At 44.0% G+C, this 17839-nt stretch carries 16 protein-coding genes; 14 read left to right on the top strand and 2 right to left on the bottom strand.

Annotation, left to right across the window (positions count from 1 at the left end):
• The first annotated feature begins 308 nt into the window (after positions 1-308).
• The 12 genes from J2Z66_RS30355 to J2Z66_RS30410 all read left to right on the top strand — a co-directional run bounded on the left by J2Z66_RS30355 (position 309) and on the right by J2Z66_RS30410 (position 14490).
• Entirely contained in the window at positions 309-2846 is a 2538-nt protein-coding gene (locus J2Z66_RS30355) for an S-layer homology domain-containing protein (protein ID WP_209976511.1), read from the top strand.
• Between the two features lie 320 nt (positions 2847-3166).
• Positions 3167-3661 (top strand): SMI1/KNR4 family protein, encoded by a 495-nt coding sequence (locus tag J2Z66_RS30360; RefSeq protein ID WP_209976512.1) that lies wholly within the window; start codon positions 3167-3169, stop codon positions 3659-3661.
• Between the two features lie 1282 nt (positions 3662-4943).
• Positions 4944-5552 carry a hypothetical protein gene (locus tag J2Z66_RS30365; RefSeq protein ID WP_245375954.1) on the top strand — a complete coding sequence of 203 codons (609 nt, stop codon included), beginning with the start codon at positions 4944-4946 and terminating at the stop codon, positions 5550-5552.
• 44 nt (positions 5553-5596) lie between these two features.
• Positions 5597-6163, top strand: coding sequence for an Imm44 family immunity protein (locus J2Z66_RS30370; RefSeq protein ID WP_209976514.1), 567 nt, complete (start codon positions 5597-5599; stop codon positions 6161-6163).
• Between the two features lie 62 nt (positions 6164-6225).
• Positions 6226-6684, top strand: a complete 459-nt coding sequence (locus tag J2Z66_RS30375; RefSeq protein ID WP_209976515.1) for an SMI1/KNR4 family protein — start codon at positions 6226-6228, stop codon at positions 6682-6684.
• Between the two features lie 146 nt (positions 6685-6830).
• Positions 6831-7391 (top strand): DUF4303 domain-containing protein, encoded by a 561-nt coding sequence (locus J2Z66_RS30380; RefSeq protein WP_209976516.1) that lies wholly within the window; start codon positions 6831-6833, stop codon positions 7389-7391.
• Between the two features lie 68 nt (positions 7392-7459).
• Positions 7460-8854 carry a hypothetical protein gene (locus tag J2Z66_RS30385; RefSeq protein ID WP_209976517.1) on the top strand — a complete coding sequence of 465 codons (1395 nt, stop codon included), beginning with the start codon at positions 7460-7462 and terminating at the stop codon, positions 8852-8854.
• 41 nt (positions 8855-8895) lie between these two features.
• Positions 8896-10104, top strand: coding sequence for a leucine-rich repeat domain-containing protein (locus J2Z66_RS30390; protein ID WP_209976518.1), 1209 nt, complete (start codon positions 8896-8898; stop codon positions 10102-10104).
• Between the two features lie 378 nt (positions 10105-10482).
• On the top strand, positions 10483-11973 hold the full coding sequence (locus J2Z66_RS30395) for a spore germination protein (RefSeq protein WP_209976519.1): 1491 nt from the start codon (positions 10483-10485) through the stop codon (positions 11971-11973).
• A gap of 5 nt (positions 11974-11978) precedes the next feature.
• Positions 11979-13169: a Ger(x)C family spore germination protein gene (locus tag J2Z66_RS30400; RefSeq protein WP_209976520.1), complete on the top strand. Its 1191-nt coding sequence runs from the start codon at positions 11979-11981 to the stop codon at positions 13167-13169.
• Positions 13170-13186: 17 nt separating this feature from the next.
• A complete protein-coding gene (locus J2Z66_RS30405) occupies positions 13187-14269 on the top strand; it encodes a GerAB/ArcD/ProY family transporter (protein WP_209976521.1) in 1083 nt (360 codons plus the stop codon).
• 17 nt (positions 14270-14286) lie between these two features.
• Entirely contained in the window at positions 14287-14490 is a 204-nt protein-coding gene (locus J2Z66_RS30410; protein ID WP_209976522.1) for a hypothetical protein, read from the top strand.
• 147 nt (positions 14491-14637) lie between these two features.
• On the opposite strand, the gene J2Z66_RS30415 is transcribed toward J2Z66_RS30410, so the two are convergent.
• Entirely contained in the window at positions 14638-14970 is a 333-nt protein-coding gene (locus tag J2Z66_RS30415) for a DUF1904 family protein (protein ID WP_209976523.1), read from the bottom strand.
• A gap of 1270 nt (positions 14971-16240) precedes the next feature.
• Positions 16241-16879: a nitroreductase family protein gene (locus tag J2Z66_RS30420; RefSeq protein ID WP_209976524.1), complete on the bottom strand. Its 639-nt coding sequence runs from the start codon at positions 16877-16879 to the stop codon at positions 16241-16243.
• Positions 16880-16994: 115 nt separating this feature from the next.
• Between J2Z66_RS30420 and J2Z66_RS30425 the strand changes: the two genes are divergently transcribed.
• Together J2Z66_RS30425 and J2Z66_RS30430 are read left to right on the top strand one after the other, a co-directional pair.
• Positions 16995-17357: a MerR family transcriptional regulator gene (locus J2Z66_RS30425; RefSeq protein ID WP_245375955.1), complete on the top strand. Its 363-nt coding sequence runs from the start codon at positions 16995-16997 to the stop codon at positions 17355-17357.
• Between the two features lie 152 nt (positions 17358-17509).
• A complete protein-coding gene (locus J2Z66_RS30430) occupies positions 17510-17755 on the top strand; it encodes a hypothetical protein (RefSeq protein ID WP_209976525.1) in 246 nt (81 codons plus the stop codon).
• Positions 17756-17839 lie beyond the last annotated feature (84 nt).

The following is a 17839-nucleotide window of genomic DNA, read 5'->3' on the forward strand; positions in this document are numbered from 1 at the left end:
TTTGATCGGGACGAATACGAGCGAACGCCCGATTCATCCTTTGCTTTATAATCAGACAAGTTTTCACTTAGGAGAGGGCTTGTCTTCTTTTTTTGTCTGTGAGAAGAATGAAAGTATACCCGAATTTTGGTGTTTTGCTACGTTCGGATAATAGAATTCGCGAAGGCAAGAGGGTAAAATTAAGAATTCAAAGTATTTTAAAATGGATGAAACCGGGTAATGAAGTGGTTGGTTTCGAATATACGCATGAAGCAAGATGAACCGACAGTCTTGGATCCGGGAAAAATGATAAAGGAGGAAAAGTAGTAATGACATTTCGTTATTGGAATAAACGGGTAATTGTATTTATTGTTGTGTTTGCCATGGTGTTTGGACATTTTCCGAGTTGGATAAATCCTGAAAGGACCCACGCTCAAGCAGTAGTAAGCTTTGTTGGTGGGGATGGAACGAATCAAGATCCATATCAAATTGCGACAGCAGATCAATTAAATGAAGTACGGAATTATCTGGATAGTCATTTTGTTTTGATAAATGATATTGATTTAATTGCTTATGATATCAACCATTCATGGCAACCGATAGGTTCTGAAACAACAGGATTTTCAGGACATTTTGATGGGAATAATTTCAAAATATCAAATTTGTACGTTGATAATAATGATTCTGATGAAAGCGGAGGGCTGTTTGGGCAAGCTATTAATGCAAGTAGCATACGAAATCTAGTGTTGGAAAACGTAGATGTAAAGGGGGCAGATGGTGTAGGTGCCCTAGTAGGCTATTATTTGGGGGATGGAGTTATTGAAAATGTTACGGTTACAGGATTAGTATCAGGGTCAGGGAATTGGATAGGTGGAGTAATAGGCTACAATGATGGCTTTACTACCATCACTAATGTTAACTTCGACGGAATCGTAAAGGGCAGCGGATCAGTAGGTGGAATAATAGGCTATAGTTATTGTTCTACTATCACTAATGTTAACTTTGATGGAATCGTAGAGGGTGGTGGAGTTGTAGGAGGCCTAGTAGGCTTTAATTTTGTAAGTAATATTAGTAATAGCACTTCACGAGCAACAGTGACTAGTATTGTTGATGCAGGTGGCTTGGTTGGAAGGAATGAGGTGGGAAGTATTAATTTTTCTTATGCTACCGGTAATGTAACTGGCATAGAGGACACATTTACTGGTGAAAATTATGCCACAGAGAGTGCAGGCGGCTTAGTAGGTAGAAATAATGAAGGTACTATCTCTAATAGCTATGCAACAGGACGTGTGAATGGAGATAAATCTGTTGGTGGCCTAGTAGGTTATAATTTTCAAGGAACAGTTGAACTTAGCTATTCGAGAGGACATGTAAGCGGAAATGTAGATGTAGGCGGGTTAGTCGGTACCCATGAAAGTGGAACAATTATCGCTAGTTTTTATGATACCGATACTTCAGGGCAAGCAGATAATAACGGTATAGGACTACCTTCTCTATCAATGAAAAATAGCAATCAGTACGTAGGTTGGGATTTTGTAGGTGTATGGGCACAGAATATCCATAACAGTGGATATCCTTACTTTACAACATATCAAAACTTTTTAACTTATGTAAGTAATGATACGATTCAAAATGGTGAACCCTCACATAGTGTTACCTATATTCCAAACAAGTCAGTGACGGTCGATGGTAACATAAGTAATTGGACTAAGATGGGTTTTATCTTCAACGGTTGGAATACGGAAAGAGATGGTAGTGGAACCGCATATCGTGCAGGTGATACCATATCATCAAGTTCCAACATCCTATTATATGCAAATTGGAGAGTAAATAATGAAAACCTCAGCGGATTGAGTCTATCTTCAGGAGCAACTCTTAGTCCAGCTTTTGAAGGAAATAGATTCAGCTATACGTCTAATGTAGCGAATAGTGTCAGCAGTATTAATGTAACACCCGTCACTGCTAAACATACATCAACAGTAACTGTAGCGACTTACGGTGGTATAGCGGAACTGGTTACTAGTGGCCAAGCGAGCAGCGAACTTCCGCTGAAGGTAGGCGCGAACACGATAAATGTGGTGGTTACTGCGTCGGATGGAATTGCGACTAAGACGTATACGGTGTCTGTGACACGAGAGAATAGTCCAATCGTAGTGACACCAACACCGGAACCAACACCAAAACCAACACCAAAACCAACACCAAAACCAACACCAAAACCAACACCAAAACCAACACCAAAACCAACACCAACAAAATTCTACATTGATGAGGTTAATATCGAGGTAATTAAGGCAATGGTAGCCAAATCGAACGCTGCACCTGCAGGTTCATTTAAGGATATACCCGCGAATGCCCCGAATGCAAAAGCGATCGTACTAGCGACTAAGCTTGGGATTATCAATGGATATGAGGATGATTCATTTCGAGCTAATGCTACGATAACTAGAGCAGAATTTGCATCTATACTAGTAAGAGCACTTGGATTAAAGTCAGTAGATGATACCGACTTTATAGACACCCAGAGTCACTGGGCAGCAGATGACATTGCTACATTAAAAACAATAGGTATTGCTAATGGTTATTTAGACGGAACATTCAAGCCGAATCAGACGATAACCAGAGCAGAGATCGTATCTATGCTTTCAAAAGTAATGAACACGAATTTCGTGAAAAACTCAAAGTTCAAGGATGTTATAGGACACTGGGCAGAGGCAGAGATTGGTACATTATCCGATATGGGGATCGTGAAGGGTATGCCGGACGGTTTATTCAAACCGAATGCTAATGCGACTAGATACGAATCGTTACTCATGATCCTACGCATGCTTAATGCAAGTCTTGATCATTCACTAGATGTAGAATAGCAGAATAAAGTTGCTTGAATTCGGCAGGTACTGGTCAAACGGTATCTGCTGTTTTTTATGCGGCTAAGATGGGGACAGAGTGTTTCGTCCCACTGGATTTTTCGCCGATAGACTCGTTAGGGTGAACCTTATCATAAGTGACGGGGAAAATAATGTTGTGGGAACCTAGGAGAATGTGTTGGACGTGTAGAATATGTATCAGACTTTTTAGATGTGATGTTTGCTAAACTTTGATAGTGATGATTAACTCTTGGATTTTCAAGCTAATAGTCAGGATAGTTAAACAGGAGTGATTAGAAACCGATTAGAAGGTGATGAATATGAATAAAAAAATTGGCGAATTTATGATTTGGGCTAATGAAAATGGTTGGGATATAACCAAAAAATCTGGGTTTCAATTAAATTTAAATAGCAGCATCATATCTAGATATAAAGGAATCCCAAATGAATATTTAGATTTTTTAAGTGTAGTTGAAAAATGTATTACACCGAATGAGAAGACTTGGTTTATTTGTGAGGATGAGTTCAATAATAGCTCAGATATTGCATTTAAATGGAATGAATATGAATTGCTCAGTCTAGAAGCAGCAATGGATGATTACATTTGGAAGTCAGAAATAACTACGTGGTGGGATAATCACTTGCCAATAGTAATGTCAGTTGATGGTGGATATTCCTTCTATGCCATTGATTTAACAAATGATAGAGGTGCTATTGTACGTGGATATGAGCCCGAATTCGAAGAAGTTGAAAAAGTAGCAAGTACTCTTGAACAATTTTTTGAATTAATTATGTCGAATTCAATAGAGTTCTAGTGATAAATAAAGGTAAGTCGATGTAGTTTAGCTTTGAATCACATCCATTCAGGCCGCCGATGACTTCGACGGCCTTCAGTGCATATTTATGAAGGCTTAAAACATAATTCCAGGATAGAACTATGTTTAATTCGTTGGACCAAAAAGGTGGCATTCATGCGCCGCGGCGCATTTTTCGCCGATAGACTCGTTAAGCTGAACCGTATCATAGAGATATTATAAAGCATGTTCTAATGTGGAGGAAACTCCAGGTATTAATCCACATCTCCTACAATGTTACTGAAAGTAGGATAGCGAAACCCAAGCTTCAAGCGACGACAAAAATGTTGTATTGAATACGAAATAGTTCAAAAGAGGGTGACCCAAAGCCCTAAATTGGCGGAGAGACACTCTTTTATCATGGGAGAATGAATTACGCATTTCCAGAATTCAGGTAGAAAGTAGGTAGATTCAGGACAAAAGATCTTTATAATGGAATTAAGCCATATATGATATAGGGCTAATATATGGGTAATGAGCATACAGAACCCTTTATTTTAGAAGGTAAATGACCACTGGGTATATGAATGAGGAAATAATTGAGTTGTCGATTTTTGCGGACGGAGACATTCAAGCCGAAAGAATCTTTTGCGAACCGTGGACAAGGGATGAATATGAACTCAAAGAAGAAAGGCTTAATGATGACTACTGGGAGAAGCGTTGGATATCCATAATGAGGATCTTGACGATGAATTTTGAATTGGCGGTGAAACCGGAATGGCTAAGGACGTCTGGAATACCATTTTAAAACATGTCCAAACGATATCCCCACCGATTTTTCCCACCGTTAACCCTTCTGCCACAGAGGAAGACATCATTCGCTTGGAGAGCATATTAAACGTGCATGTACCGAAGCCTTTTTGCGAATATCTGTCAACCTGGAACGGACAACGAGAGCATTAGCCTTTTCTCGGCTACAATCAAGGTCTTTATTTGTTATCACGATAACGGGGAGATCAAGTTGTTAGCGGATTCGTTCGAAGAGCTGATCGAGGAAAATTTTTATGAATGGTGATTGCGTCAATCTTTATATATGCACCGCGCAACAGAAGTTTTTGACTTCCTTAAATGTCCCAATATCATCATTTAGGAAACAGGAGGAGTATTCATGTACATCGTATCTAGGCCAAAACCGCTGTCTGATGGACAAAATCAAGCACTTGCGAAGGAAGACGCCGCTGTTTATCCACCCGGCTACCTACGGTTTTTGCGGCGATTCGGCGAAGGGACTTACAGAGGGTGGTTGAATGTCCAGTTGCCGGATACGGAGGTGCTTAAACCTTTTGCCGAGTACGGGTTATGGGAGCATGACGAAGACAGCCCCATTACTGAGCAACAGATCGGCGAGTGTATCGTTATAGGCACAACGGTGGACGGTGATTTTCTGGCAGTGCATCCCCTGACGGCTGGGCTGCTTTGGCTACCTCGGCATGCGGAGCACGTAAAGGCGATTTCGCTGCAGGCACGGGAGCAGGAAGACGAAGGGATGTACGCCTTGGTGCTGGACGAAATATATCGTCAGGTGTATGGAATCAGTCAAGAGGAGGCCGTCTATTATGAACCGTGGACGGGCACTCGGAGCCATCTCTTTTTACGTTGGCCACAAGGGCAGGACCAGCTTTCGCTGCCCGATCTGGCCGGAATGTGCCAAGTGGATTTTCCGCCGGATTTGTCCATTGAGACTCCATATGCTTGCTTCCTGTTCTACCGGCAACTAGGTGGCTATGTACGATTGAATTATGCCTACCAGCAAGAGGTGGTCGTCTTCTATGAACAGGATGCACAACAGGCGTTTGCCGTTATGGAGCAGTGGCTCTTGTCGAAAGGGTGCGAAGCGATTTTCAGAAAATAACAGATGATCAGCGTGCTCCTTATGAGTGGGAGAGGGAGGTATGCATGAAACTAGATTTTACTCTGGATACACATGGAACGTGTGTGGGTCAATTGAGAGATGAACTGCTGCAGTTAGAGGAAGTGGCAAATACATGGAAGTTTCCGTATGATATCTTTTTTGTATTACGTGTTTTACCTGAAAGTTATGGTCGAAAAACATCCAGACGTTTTGATAACAGGGATCATACCCTCGAATTAGATATCAGCATAAGTTATGAACAGTATCAACGGATGTCCAAACATGAGCAACGTGAGGTATTAGGTAGTTACCTTTGTAACTATCTGTCAGAGTCAGTTGCTAAATATAAACAGCATGCAGATGAGGACACACAAAATCAATTTTTAGCTAGGGTAAAAAATTGGATGTTGGAAAATAATTGGTTGGATGGAAAGATCAATAAAGCACGGAAACTTCTTGCGCAGAATATGGGACTTTATGAGGTCAGCCAACAATTGCAAATGCCATTAGAAGAAATTGAGTATATCCTTCTCCGCATGAATGACTACGAGCCAACTGACGTTCATCCTGACAACATTGTAGCAGGAAAAGCGCCGCCATATCATTTGTAGAAGGCAGGAGAGACATCCAAAACTTAGAATAATCCCATGTATAGGAAGAGAGGATCGAACTCATGTATGAGCGTTTGGAAGAAAAATTGAAAACGACTTCCGCTTTAAAATGGTTTCCTGGTCATGGTGCGGAAGAGAGCTGGATAGCGGAAGCCGAAGAGGAATTAGGATTCCGCCTGCCGCCATCTTATCGCTGGTGGCTGGTTCATTACGGTAATGCCCGGTTGAATGGCGGGAATATTCTTGCGATCACTGCTCCGGAACACAGAGAGTATTACGATGGCGACCTTCTTTACATACACAGACTGAATAAAGCAGAGGAATGGTGGGTAGGCCGGTTTCCCCACAGACTGGACTTGTTCGTGCCGGATAGTGATGAGCTTTATTTTTTTGATACGTCTACTAGAGATAAACAGGGTGAATTTCCGATCATGTGTTATGATCTCATGAATGATTTTATCGACGAGTATGCTTCAACGTTTGCGGAGTTTCTAGAACGGCTGATCGACGAACATTCTTAAATAAAAATTAATGATGAGTAGGTTGGAAGCTACGCGCTGCGGCGAATTTTTCGGCGATAGAACCGTTAAGCTGAACCGTAGGTTCTACAGATTATAGGAGGATTCCTTTTAAGGCTGATCGACTAACGGAAAGGAGGGCCATTGTCATGAAGCCGATGCAAGAAATAGAGACGCTGGCGATAGAGATCGCCGATGCAGCCAGAACGTCTTTTCGCGCTCTTTTTGAAAATGGCGAACGTTACTATTACTGTACGCTATACACTACTGGCGAGGGACATGCGCCAAGCATCTCTGCTTGGTCGTGGGAAGCTTTGGAGATGGAATCGGCCAGGCAAGGAGCCGAAAGTGACACACCGGGACCGACGATTGCGGAGCTCATCAAATGGTCCTACGCCGATTCGCCCTATTGTTGTTTTGGGGATGAGAACTTCGATCACGTTAAACAACGATTTATCGAGCGTCCTTTCATTGCGGATCTTGGGAATGACGAAGGGAATCGCGAGTTTGATTTGAGGCTGAAGGCCATGGAGCTTGCGATGAAAATGCTCGATGATGAAGGCGTGTTTGCCTTGAATCAACTGCGTGAGTCAGTATGCGTCCTTGTCGAAGTCATGCCGCCGGATGAGATCAATACCGAAATCGCCTTACGTTTAAATCGGGCGGAATCTCCGGCTATGAAAGTATGGTTGGCGGAAGCGGCGGAGTAAGCATCCGCTTTCGGGAACTCTGACCGTTTACTATTAGATGGGATTTTAATATGAAGGGAAAATAATGTATGAACAATCTTTTCCGATTCATTCCTATTAGTCAATTAGCAGATAAATTTCCGGAAGGATCTTGGTGGGCGAATTTTTATCAGGATTTCAGTGACGAGCAGCTTGCCGCTTATTATGAAGGGGATTTGACGCTGCCTTCTCTTAATCTGGATTGGGAGCAGCCTTTTCCGCAACAAAAAGAGGTAATCCTCATTTTTATAGATGGAAATTTTACGGTAGACAATCTCTATAATAATGAAACAGATGGTGCCATAGGACTTATGGTGACCGGTAATATGAGTGCGAAAAATATAGCTGTAGGCGGCCAGGAAATTTATGTTTCGGGCAATCTGATGATTGAGGAAATATTGTGCGGCTCCTATAATCATGGGGAAACGATTGTTAAAGGTGATCTCAGCGCTGCGGTTTTAGTTCAGGATGACGAGTACAGCTTCAAAGTGGACGGACATAAATCGATCGCATGCTTAGTAAATGTGTGGGAGGGGGACGGCGTATTTCAGGAGCTTCCGGTGGACTTTCATGAGGTGTTGATCGATGAAGTTTTTCTGGATATGGAAGAGGAGGATGCCGAATTTTCTTTTGGCACGCTGGTGACCGTAATTAAAGAAGGGCGTTCCGCACTGAAAAAAATAAATGAATCCCCCACGAGTAAGAAAGCTGTTCATTTATATTTCACCCATAACACGATCAATGAGGAAAATATATTGAAATTGACTCAGTGTATTTTAATGCCGAATGACAAGCCATCTTTTGATTTTCAGGAGCAAGACGTTTTTTTCAAAGTTCAACTGAAGCATATTGATTCTGACGGGGATCAACGGGATCTAAGCGTTTATATGAATGATAACCGGCATCACTACTATATTTGGCTGGAGCAAGATCATTCCATCGGTTTGTTGAGGAGAACCATAGATGAAGGGTCTGAGTGGGAGGACCTTACAGAAGAGTCTCAGGAACAACTAGCAGGGATTAGCGATTGCTGGACGATGCTGCTGACCTGCGCTAATATGGCTGAGATTTATTTACGAAACATTGAGGTACAGTATGTGCAAGATATTCTGCAGCACTCTGTCATTCAGGAATTATATTCGGAAGCGGAGGAGAATGACGGGTTCTGGGACGGCTCCAAATGTTACAGCTTCCGTCAAGTGCATACGGACGAGGACGGAGATCCCTTACATGGCCGGATTGAAATCAAGACTCCGGATGGAGCGTATTATTTTTATACACTGGACAATGGAACTTATGTTTCCCGGCATTATCAGCCGCCCAATCAATATGGCAAGCAGGACATGCCCTATTTGGACCTTAGGCGTTGGGAGGCATCAGAGCGGTATTTTACAAGATTCAAACAATTTATTGCTCAGAAAATAGAGGCAGGCGTGAATAGTTAGGTCTGATGACCTGATATGGTGTAGAAGAAAGGAAGATAGAAATGCCAAATGATAACCAAGCTCGTCCACCTGCTGGTTCTGTTAGTGAAGTTGGTCGTTATTCCATCGACCTGACAGGTCCTCGCAGTCATACTCTTGTCATTCAGCCCGGTGTGGGCAGTCTATCCATTGGACCATCGCAATTGGGGAAGAAGGCAGACCTTCATGTCGCGCCTGATGCGCACATCGATTGGACCGTATTCGATGCCTTTGCCACGCCGGCGGGCTCGCCCTGGCCGCGATTTCTGCATTATACAGGTAGTGACCAAGGCTTCTTTGACTGGGCGCAGAAACGTCTCATTGAAGAGATGAGGTGGACTCCGATCCTGTCTGCAGACACGGTGGCGGACGCCAGTCAGTCCAATTTGCATGGCTTGTATATCGAGTTGGACCCGTCCGAGGGGTCTCTGAGCCTGAAGCTTCCGAAGCGGCATTTCCGCATGAGTGTGTCCGGCGATCTATCACGCTTCTCGGCCACAGGCGATATGCCATCTTCTCTGACACTAGCGCCGCGCACCGGCCGACGCAAGGATGATACTCCTTTCTTGCTGCCCGACCTGGGTGAGCTGCACCAGGTAACGAGCCTGACGCTACAGAACACGCCGCTGGGACAGCCCATCTCGCTGGAGTGTCTAAAGCGGTTCCCAAACCTTAACTCACTGAGTTTGTGGGGAAACTTCTGCGACCTGGACTTATTGGCTCATCATGCCCAGTTAACGAATCTGGAGCTGCGCTTCATGCCTGATCTGGGGGACTTGCCGGCCCTGAACGAGTGGCCATTGCTTGACAGATTTATCGCCTACAATGTGGAAGAGATCGCTGGCAAGCGTCTAAAAAAGCAAATGAAAACACGCGCTGAAACCCGCCCTTGGACCGACCATGTTTCGGTGAGCCAATTACGAAAGCCTGAGTGGTGGACGACCGAGTTCGGCCGCCCGTTCTCGTCCTGGCCTAAACGTCTGGCCAAGCTGGCTAATGAAGCTTACAACGTTGCGCAGGCAACCTTGTCCGAGGCCCGCAGCTTTGCCGAAGCCGAGGCAGCCATCACCGCTTTCACCGTGCGCTTCAACAACCTCAAAGGCGTCGAAACCACCGAACGAGAAGACCTTGGTGAAGCGGTATGGCAACTCAGCCAGTCTGACCACCTGATTGGCCAGCCTATAGCTGAGGAGATGGCTCAACGCTGGTTCGATGCAGCGCGCGATTACTGAATGAAATGAGAGTCGAATTAATGGTGAGTTTAATAAGTTGGTGTCATTACTTATGTATTCCAAAAAAACTTAGAAAGCAGTTGTCGTAGAGACTCCTCTGTGGTGGCTCCTTTTCTGATAAGACAACAAGAGCAGAGGCGGTAACGATTCTAATGAAGATGATCGCTCAAAAGATTAACAGATAATAGGGCATCTGATATGCTCCCCTTTAAGTAGACAGGTGAAATCATTAAACCTGCTATCTAAAGGGGAGTTTTTCTGTTGGCCAAAAAATGAATATACCGGGAAGTAGTTCCTAATATATTTCAGATATTAGTATTAAAATGCTTACCGAGTGGAAATAATTGAATCGTATACCTGTCGTAGGAGGCTCGGCCCTTGTTGGATCATACCCCATCACATTCTGACAGTCCCTTATATAAAGATAGCGAGTTTGATGCTTTTGTCTCTCAACTGGTAAATGCCATCGGGAATCCACCCGACTTAGTTTATCATACGTTAGTGCTGCGCCCAGGTATTCTAGGGAGTTATTTATTCATCGAGACGTTAGTGGACAAAAATAAAATTGAAGATAACGTTCTTAAATTTTTTTCGGAATGCCGATTCCTCGACGATTCAGAAAGCATGACGGATCTAATGGAAACGTTGAAGAGCAGAATCCCTATTGCTTCGACTTCAACGGTCTTCGATTTGGGCTCCTGTGCGCAAGGGCTTTTGAAGGGAATGTGCCTGCTCGTCATTCCCGGGGCTGATTATGTGCTTATGCTGGATGTAGCAAGCTTTCATCATCGTCCGGTAGCGGAGCCCAAAACGGAAACGACTGTACAGGGACCGCACGAGGCATTTAATGAGGACCTTATAACTAGTATCGGCCTGGTACGTAAAAGAATCGTCACTTCAGACTTGCGATTCGAGCAAATGATGATCGGTAAATCCACCGAAACGAAAGTGTGGATTTGCTATATTCAAGATCTCGCGCCGGACGAAATCCTTAATGAATTCCGCACCAGGATTCGTGCAATAGAGACGGACAGCATCTTGGACAGCACTTATATAGAAGAGTGGATCCAGGATAAAATATTCACGCCTTTTCCGACGCTTATGAAAACAGAGCGGCCCGATGTTATGGTTTCTCACCTGTTGGAGGGACGTGTTGCGGTATTGGTGGATGGCAGTCCGTACTCGCTGATCGGCCCCGTCACTTTTATGCAATATTTTACTTCGCCGGAAGACTATTATCAACGAGCGGACATCGCCACTTTTTTGCTCTGGATCCGATTTCTCGCTTATTTGCTCGCCGTATTCGTCCCTGCCCTTTACGTTGCCGTTTCCTTATTTCATCACTCCCTGCTACCTCCTACGCTTCTTGTCAGTTTATCGGCTCAGAGGGAAGGGGTGCCTTTCCCCTCCTATGTGGAGGCGTTTTTGATGATGATGCTTTTTGAATTGCTGCGTGAAGCCGGCCTGCGTATGCCGCGGATTTCCGGTCAAGCGATTGCAATCGTCGGGGCGCTTGTGCTGGGGGAAGCGGCAGTTCAGGCAGGGCTCGTTTCGGCGGCGACGGTTATCGTGGTAGCCGTTACCGCAATCACGAATTTTGTCACCCCGTTCTACAACTTTGGGATATCGCAGAGATTTCTGCAATATGCGTACATGATATTGGCTGGATTTACGGGATTGTTCGGCATATTATGCGGCGTTCTGTTTACCGTCATACATCTTGCCTCTCTCAAGTCGTTCGGTGTTCCTTATCTGGCTCCGATAGCGCCGACATTTCTGTCCGATTGGAAGGATGTTATCATACGCGTGCCGCGACCATGGATGAAATCGTTGCCCCGCATGAACAACCCAAAACGTAAGAAAAGGTGACAAGCATGAAGGGAAAACCAATCATCCAATATGGCAAGCGATTCCTTGTCGTATTATCCATCTTATGCTGCAGTTTTTTGACAGGTTGCTGGGATTTAGTAGAAGTCAATCGGCTCGCCATCATCAACTTTGTCGGTTTGGACAGGAACCCTGACAACGGGAAATTTACCGTTTACTATCAAGTCATTAATCCTGCAGGGGTAGCGGCGCAAAAAACGTCAGGCATCAATTCCCCCATCTACACGTATCGGATCGAAGCAAACACATCAGCTGGCGCTACCGACAAAATGTCCGACATCATTCCAAGGCAGCCTTTCTTCGATCATTATCAGGCGATGATTGTGACCGAAAGGACTGCGAGAGCAGGCATGAAGGAAATACTGGAATTCTTGGAGAAACAACCGGACAGGCGCGCTACTGTCTACCTGTTCGTCACCAATGATCCGCTCCCTGATATCATGAAAACCTATATTCCGTTGGAACGATTGCCCGGCCGAGCCGTTCGCTCTATCACTGAAAGCGAATCCAAGCAATCCGGTCGCGTAGGCAAACAGACGCGGGTTAAAGATTTAGTCGAAAATATGGAAAGCGCCACGGTTACCGTCCTGCCCCTTATCCGTTTATCCGGCAAAGCGATGCCAACTACCGGCCGATATGAAGAAATCGATGCCAATCAGGGGAATATCGTCCTGCAAGGTGGCGCCGTTTTCAAACAGGATCGGATGGTAGGAAAATTAACATTGGCTGAAATGCCCTGGTTCTATTTGTTAAACGGGCAGATCGGGGTTTTCTACCAAACGCTCATTGTAGATAAGGCACATGTTGGTGTCCGGGTGACAAAAACTTTGGTCCGCAAACAACTGTCCATGATTTCCGGAAGCCCCACTCTGAAAATCAATATCGAATCGAAGCTTCGAATTGTCGAAAATACGCAAGATGAGAAATTAACCGTTCAAAACTTGGAAGAAATCAAAGCGCAGTACAACCGGCACATATCGGAAAAAGCCTACGAGTTCTATGAGGAAGCGAAGCGAAACGAATGGGATCTGCTCGGAATCGAGCAGCAAATCATGCGCAAACGAGGAGACCAATGGAAGGAAGCGAAAAAGGACAAGGATATATGGCAGCAAACGGAACTTGATCTCACCGTAAATTGCACAATCGAGACGTTCGGCCTTACAATCGATCCGTATTAAAGAGAAGAGGAACTAGCGTGGAAAACGCACGCATAAGCGGGTGGCAGTTTTTTTTATTGTCGTTGAATTTTATGGTAGGCACTGCTTTTTTTGTCCGGCCCGGAAGCATCATTGCTGCTTCCAAACAAGACGGCTGGATCATTCCCTTAATAGCGGGAATCGTTGCCGTGTTGATCGCCTGTTTGTGGTTGACTCTGGCGAGTAGAAATCCGGGATTAAGCATCGTGCAGATATGCACGAAGGTAGCCGGGAAATATTTCGGGGGACTCTTCGCGCTTCTTTATATTTGGTTCTTCATCCAAATCGCCAGTTGGGTCACCCGCAATCTTGGTGATTTCATGAAGACCATCCTTATGCCTCGTACGCCGATCTCCGTGTTTCATCTTATGTTTTTGATCGTTGTATGTTATGCGGTGATCAAAGGTCTAGAGACGATAGCAAGAACTATCGAGTTTTTAACCCCTTTGGTCGTATTGATTGTCGTTGTTATTTACTTATTCACCCTATCTGAATGGAAGTGGGAACGTTTCGAGCCCATGTTTCAGTTGAGTGCTTGGCAGTTGATGAAAGATTCGCTCCCCGTGATCGGTTTTCCTTATATGGAGTCCGTCATGCTTATGATGATCGTTCCCTATGTCAAAAGCAGAGTCAAAACAGGGCTGCTGCTTGGTATCGTAGTGGCGGCATTGCTGATAAGCGGTATCGTTCTTGTGACGATCGGCGTGCTCGGTGTGACACGTACTTCCCATTTTGTATACCCGCTGTATATCATCGTGCAGGAGCTTCAAATTGCGGAATTCATCGAACATGTGGAATCGACGATCGTAATCGTCTGGTTGATTTGGATTTTCATTAAACTTTGCATTTCGTATCATTGCGCGGTCACAGGAATTTGCCAGCTATTTCGGGTAAGTGAACGAACATGGATCGCGATCCCACTAGTCCTGCTCATCTCCGGAATAGCGATTTTGACTCACGAGAATGTCGTGGAAAATATAGCGTGGGACACACGATTCATTTTTCAATATTCGAGTCTATATGGAATCGTACTCCCCGTTCTGCTTCTTTTCCTGACGTGGATTCGTAGATTTCCCAAGTGAGAGAGGGGAGGTTCGGCGTGAGCGGATTTATAATTTGTTTTCTTATCGGACTAGGGGGCAGTCTCGTCTATTTGTTGCGAAGGAAAAAATCAGTAAAAGAAATAAGTCTTTTCGTAACGATCTCGTTGCTCGGTTTTATCGTTTGGCTGAGTATATTTCTTGGGTACAAGACCAGTCCGGATCGATGGATCGGATGGTTATTCGAAAGCATAGGATTGTAGACTATTTTCGGAAGCTTGAAAGGCGACCCCGATAGGGACGCCTCTTGTGTATACAGGGTTTACTGGTTTGTAAATTTGGAGCAGCAAATATTTGAAACATCGGATTTACCGCAGTAAATTAAAAATAGAGTTTATCAGTTTCATCAGCTAGGAATCATAACGGCGTCCGTTCATATAAAAATTGTCCTCGCGGCCTACCCGGAAGGAAATCTCCAGGTCGGGTATTCCGAGCGACCGGACATGCCTATCGATCGCCTCAGCCATCTTATCGCGCACTTCGTCCCCGCGCTCAAACCACCATACGTCGATGAAAGGATACGAATCGGTATATTTCCCGTCGAATATAGCAGTGACGTGCAGGCACTCTAAAGTGAAATTATCTGTTCCGCATTGGCATATTGCGGCCATCTCTTCTACGAGAGCTACGCTAATTGCCCGTATGCCCTCGGCTGGAATTCCTCTGAAAATTAATTGCGGCATCTAATATCCTCCTGTCGATACAACTTTAGCTCTTGTCATTTTCTTATTGTATATGTACAAGTCTGTCTATGGCAATCGGAGAATAAATTGAAAGGGATATTGAACTGATGGCCAACAAAAGAGGAATAGACCGATGCAGAATCCGTATATCACAACGACGGAAGATATCTTCCAGATACGGAAAGGACCTGTCTCTAACGGTCACCGCTGACCTTTAGAGGCTGATTTTTACATATTCACGATTCTAATGGACATCCGCGACCATTAGAAGGCAGTTTTCCCCACAATCGCCCCTTTTTCAGCCTGTAAGGGGCATCCGTGACCGTTACAATCTCATTTCGCTGCATTTCCGCTTCTAACGGACTTCGGTGACTAAACATGCCCCACTATGCTTCCAATTTTATGGAAACATCAAATATTGGAAATTAAGTTGATTTTATATAAATAAAAATATCCAAATGAGCCCAATAATAATAATTTTTCCCTTTTAAAAGCACTGGGAACGAACAAAATTACTAAAAACAGCTATGGCTTGCCGCGGACCCCCGACATGAAAGCGGCTCTTTTACAGAAAATAGAGCTGGGGCTCTACGAGGAGAGATCAAATTTCATCATATATTGGTAAAATAGTATATTTTCCGCTCTTGAACAACGCTCATATGGAGCTAATATGAAACCCCATTTTTCTGGAAGCGTTGTGGGTCAAGTTTAGACTGCGGTGACCATTAGCGCACGTATTACCCTCGCCGATATGAAAATAGCTATGACAAGTACCGGGCCGCTATAAAGCTGGCATTTTCGTAGCATTTAACCACCATCGAAGGTTAGCTTGACTGTCAAGCACTGATTATTAGGTTGAGCCATAATTGCATAAGTTTATTTGGAGGGATGGATTCGTTGAAATTTAAAACATGACCCAAAACCAGAGATGCTAAGAATTGAAGTAATGGTTGTAAAAAGTAAGGACCGGGGAATTCGATTTAAATGATACTATAGCTAACATCTCAGTACAAATTCAAAAATTACATAATTTTTTGATCCTGACGGCAACAAGTTTGACGTAAATGAATGTGTCGATATGCATCGATCGCCTGATGAAGTGGAGCGGGTTAAAGCTCATTTGTTCGATATGGTGAAATAAATTTGCGCAGCCCATCAATATGAATGAAAGAAACAGCGGCAGCCGTAGACGAGAAAATAAAGTCCGAAGCTGTCGCTGTTTGTATTATTGATTCAATCAAAAGCAAGCTTATAAGTGTTAATCTGGAGGTTACCTCCAAAATGTAATCTTGTCCGAACTTAATCGAACGGATTCATACCCGTTTTCCTTAGCTTTTCCTATTGAGATCATCATTACGGGAGTATAGCGTTCTTCATCCAAATCAAACGCTTTGGCTACCTGATCGACTTCAAAGCCTGCCATTGGGTTCGTATCATACCCATGCGCACGAGCTACCAGCATGAATTGCATGGCAAAAAGGCTGCTATCGATTTTTGCCACTTCCACTTTTATTTCTTGGGGGAGAGCCGGGAACATCGATAGGATGGTTTGGAGCTGGCTGTCTCGTACTTCAGCCGGCATTTTCCCTTGTTCCACTGCTGTATTGAAGATTTCTTCAGCATTTAAGTAACTCTGGGTATCACCGAAAATTAACAACATGGCCGATGAAGTATCGTTTTGTAACGTATTGAACCGCACAAGAGGCCTTAGCTTTTCTTTTCCTTCCGGAGTGTCGACCACGACTACCCGCCAAGGCTGCATATTGGCAGAGGAGGGGGCCAAGCTGGCTTCCGAAATCATCTCGTGTATCTCTTCTTTCGATATTTTAAAGTTCTCATCATAATTACGAACGGAACGTCGTCCTTTGACGATACTGGCGAAATCGTTATTTTGGATATGGTTGAACATAGAATCTCTCCTTTGGATAACCTTAAATTTTTTGACATGGCGTATGTCATTCGTTATCCTATTGTCATTATGAACTATAAACTTAGGTTTATAGCAATACTTAAAGAGAGGTACCATGATGAAAATAAACGACGTTTCAAAATTAACGGGTTTGCCAATATCCACCTTGAGATTCTATGAACGTAAAAACCTCATTCCGGACGTATTTGTTAAAAGAGATGACAATAATTATCGTATTTACTCTGAAGAGATTGTTGAATATCTAAATGATGTGAAGGCACTCTTATCCGTGGAATTTTCTATAGAAGAGTTAAGTTTACTGGTCAATCAACAACTTCATTTATCATATGAGGAAAAGAAGAAAGTGGTGGAGCAGAAAATCAAAGAAATTGAAGGTACTCAGACGCAATTGAGAAAGTCGAAAAAATTCCTGAAGGCAATCTTGGAAGGAAAAGCGAATTTCCAAACAAAGTGTTAAGGACAGTTGATTGGCTATCGTGCAGATTATCATAGGCCATCGCTTTCCAACAAGGCATAATGCGCTTGCGTAATTCCTACAGGTAGCGGTTAATTTCATATCTGGAGAAGTACACGATCAATAGTGACTTGTGGTGTCTATACGAAGTCTAATTGTTACAGCGTCGAGTTACCATGGATCATGCGGACGGATCCTTTCGGCATCACAGCGATTCGACCTCGGACTTGACTGAAGTCATCCGCCTGTTCCTCAATGATTGGGGCTTGCAGAAGCTCCCCGATTGGGCGGGATGGCCTATTGGCGTTTCGAAAATAGTAGATTCACTTATAATTCCGTCTTTCCCGAATCCGGGAATGCTGCATTCCCGATTCCAGGAACGGAAATATCCCGCAAATTAGGGTAGCCATTACTCTGTCTGACACCATTCCTGTACAGGTAATATAAAGGTGCAATGGACTGTTAGTCGGCGATGCGGCTTGCTG

The sequence above is a fragment of the Paenibacillus eucommiae genome (genome assembly GCF_017874215.1).
GTDB classification, from domain to species: domain Bacteria; phylum Bacillota; class Bacilli; order Paenibacillales; family NBRC-103111; genus Paenibacillus_AI; species Paenibacillus_AI eucommiae.